This is a genomic window from Microbacterium sp. ISL-103 (genome assembly GCF_018613995.1).
Lineage (GTDB): Bacteria > Actinomycetota > Actinomycetes > Actinomycetales > Microbacteriaceae > Microbacterium.
The window spans coordinates 1-2,995 of the sequence record NZ_JAGGPD010000235.1 but is presented as its reverse complement, the minus strand read 5'-3'; the positions used below and the strand labels follow the sequence as shown (position 1 = coordinate 2,995).

The 2,995-nt window shown below is 67.1% G+C and carries 3 protein-coding genes; 2 read left to right on the top strand and 1 reads right to left on the bottom strand.

Annotated features, from left to right (window positions below; all coding sequences use genetic code 11):
- Positions 1-99: 99 nt before the first annotated feature.
- Positions 100-399 (bottom strand): Asp-tRNA(Asn)/Glu-tRNA(Gln) amidotransferase subunit GatC, encoded by a 300-nt coding sequence (gene gatC / locus J7E68_RS09650; protein ID WP_042536743.1) that lies wholly within the window; start codon positions 397-399, stop codon positions 100-102.
- A 68-nt stretch (positions 400-467) separates the two neighbouring features.
- Between gatC and J7E68_RS09645 the strand changes: the two genes are divergently transcribed.
- Entirely contained in the window at positions 468-2,168 is a 1,701-nt protein-coding gene (locus J7E68_RS09645) for a long-chain-fatty-acid--CoA ligase (RefSeq protein WP_215172063.1), read from the top strand.
- A 47-nt stretch (positions 2,169-2,215) separates the two neighbouring features.
- On the top strand, positions 2,216-2,995 hold a 780-nt coding region (locus tag J7E68_RS09640), incomplete at its 3' end, for a DEAD/DEAH box helicase (protein ID WP_311416804.1).

Below are 2,995 nucleotides of genomic sequence, written 5' to 3'. Positions count from 1 at the left end.
CGATGCGGTCGAGGTGAGCGCGAGTGGCCTCGACGCTCGAGATCTCACGGCTCGCGAGCTTGTCGGCCAGCTCGGCCGCGGTCATGCGGATGATGTCGCTCACTGCTCTTCTCCCAGGATCGCGGTGACCCGGAACCGGCCGTCGGCCTGATCCGGTGCGTTCTGGAGCACCTGCTCGTGCGTGAGCGTCTCGCCCACCACGTCGGGACGGTAGACGTTGCTCAGCGGGATCGGATGACTCGTCGCGGCGACGTCGGGGCTTGCGACCTCCGACACCTTCGCGATGTTGTCGACGATGGCGTCGAGCTGGCCCGTGAGCCTCGTCACCTCGTCGTCGTTGAGCTGGATGCGCGCGAGCACGCCGAGATGGCGCACAAGATCAGGGGTGATTTCAGACACGACCCCAGTCTAGTTGCCGCACCCGCCTGCTCCCGTTGCCGCCTGCACGGCCGCCCTATGCTGGGCGGGTGAGCTCCTACCAGCCTCCCCGCCCGTGGATCGCCAGCTACGCCGACGGCGTCCCGGACGACCTGGCCCCCGTCTCCGGATCCCTCATCGACATCGTCGCCGCCTCTGCGCGCGATTACCCGGACGCACCGGCACTCCAGTTCTTCGGGCGCGTGACCACGTACGCGCAGCTCCAGGAATCGATCGACCGCGCCGCCGAAGGCCTGCGCGCTCTGGGTGTGCGGGCGGGCGACCCGGTGGCGATCGTCCTTCCGAACTGCCCGCAGCACATCGTCGCGTTCTACGCAGTGCTCCGGCTCGGAGCTGTGGTGGTCGAGCACAACCCGCTGTACACGCCGCGCGAGCTGAGGAAGCAGTTCGAGGATCACGGAGCGAAGCACGCGATCGTCTGGAACAAGGTCGTCTCGACTGTGCAGGAGTTCCCGGCCGACCTCGCGGTGACGAACCTCGTCTCCGTCGACGTCACCCGGGCCATGCCCCTTCTCACTCGCGCGGCGCTGCGCCTGCCTGTGGCCAAGGCGAGGGAATCACGCGCAGCGCTGACCGAGCGCGTCCGCGGAACCGTGACCTGGGACGCGCTCGTGAAGTCCGGCCCGATCGCCACGACGCATCCGAAGCCGACCACCGGCGACCTCGCCATCATCCAGTACACGTCGGGAACGACGGGCACGCCCAAGGGTGCCGCGCTCACTCACGCGAATCTTCTCGCCAACGCGGCCCAATCACAGGCATGGGTGCCGTCGATCCACCGCGGTGAGGGATGCGCCGTGTACGCAGTGCTGCCGATGTTCCACGCCTCCGGTCTCACGCTGTGCCTGACCTTCGCGATGTCGATGGGCGCTCGCCTCGTGCTCTTCCCGAAGTTCGATCCCGATCTCGTCCTCGATGTGATGAAGAAGCATCCTGCGACGTTCCTTCCTCTGGTGCCGCCGATCGCCGATCGACTCCTGTCGGCGGCCACTGCCAAGGGCGTCTCGCTCGACGGCATCGCGGTCGCGATCTCCGGCGCGATGGCCCTGCCCCATGATCTGGTGGTGCCCTTCGAGGCGGCGACGCACGGTTTCCTCGTCGAAGGCTATGGACTTAGTGAGTGCTCGCCCGTGCTGATGGCCAACCCCGTCGCGGAGAATCGCGTTCCCGGCACCGTCGGGCTCCCCCTGCCCGGCACGGAATGCCGAGTCGTGGATCCCGAGAGCCCCACCGAAGACGTCCCCGCCGGATCTGCGGGTGGGCTGCTCGTGCGCGGGCCGCAGGTGTTCTCCGGCTACTACGGAAAGCCGGAGGAGACCGAGGCCGTGTTCGTGGACGGATGGTTCCGCACGGGCGACATCGTCACTGTCGACGACGCGGGATTCATCCGGATCGTCGATCGCATCAAGGAGCTCATCATCACCGGGGGCTTCAACGTCGCCCCCACCGAGGTCGAGAATGCGCTCCGACAGCATCCGCAGGTCGTCGATGCGGCAGTCGTCGGGCTTCCGAGCGAGCATTCCGGTGAAGAGGTCGTCGCGGCGATCGTCGTGGACGGCGGATCGGACGTCGATGTCGAGGCGATTCGTGACTACGCGCGCAGCATCCTCACGCCGTACAAGGTTCCGCGCCGGGTGTTCGTCGTCGACGAACTGCCGAAGTCGCTGATCGGCAAGGTTCTCAGGAGGCAGGTCAGAGAGAAGCTCCTGGCCCTCACCACCGGCTCCTGAGGGCGCCCTCACAGGCACGCGAACCCGCGAAGCGCTACCCTTGGTCAGTGACTCCTGAAGACGCTGTGCCCACCGACGCCCCCGAGACCCCTGGATTCGAGGAGCTCGGCATCACCGGCCCCGTCCTCACGGCGATCCAGGACCTCGGCTACGCGACCCCCTCCCCCATCCAGGCTGCGACGATCCCGACCCTCCTCTCGGGTCGCGATGTCGTCGGCATGGCGCAGACCGGAACGGGAAAGACCGCGGCCTTCGCGCTCCCCGTGCTGGAGCGCCTCGACGTGTCGCAGAAGTCCCCGCAGGCACTCGTCCTCGCGCCGACGCGTGAGCTCGCCCTGCAGGTCTGCGAGGCCTTCGAGTCGTACGCGTCGAAGATGAAGGGCGTCCACGTCCTTCCCGTCTACGGCGGACAGGGCTACGGCGTACAGCTGTCTGCGCTGCGCCGCGGCGTGCATGTGATCGTCGGAACCCCCGGTCGCATCATGGACCACCTCGCCAAGGGCACGCTGGATCTCTCGCAGCTGCAGTACCTGGTGCTCGACGAGGCGGACGAGATGCTGAAGATGGGCTTCGCGGAGGATGTCGAGCAGGTCCTCGCCCAGGCGCCCGCCGAGAAGCAGGTCGCGTTTTTCTCTGCGACGATGCCGCCGCAGATCCGTCGCCTCGCGCAGAAGTACCTGCGCGAGCCGGAAGAGATCAGCATCAAGTCGAAGACCGCGACCGGCACGAACATCACGCAGCGCTACCTCGTGGTGTCGTACGCGCAGAAGGTCGACGCACTGACGCGCATCCTCGAGGTCGAGAACTTCGACGGAATGATCGTGTTC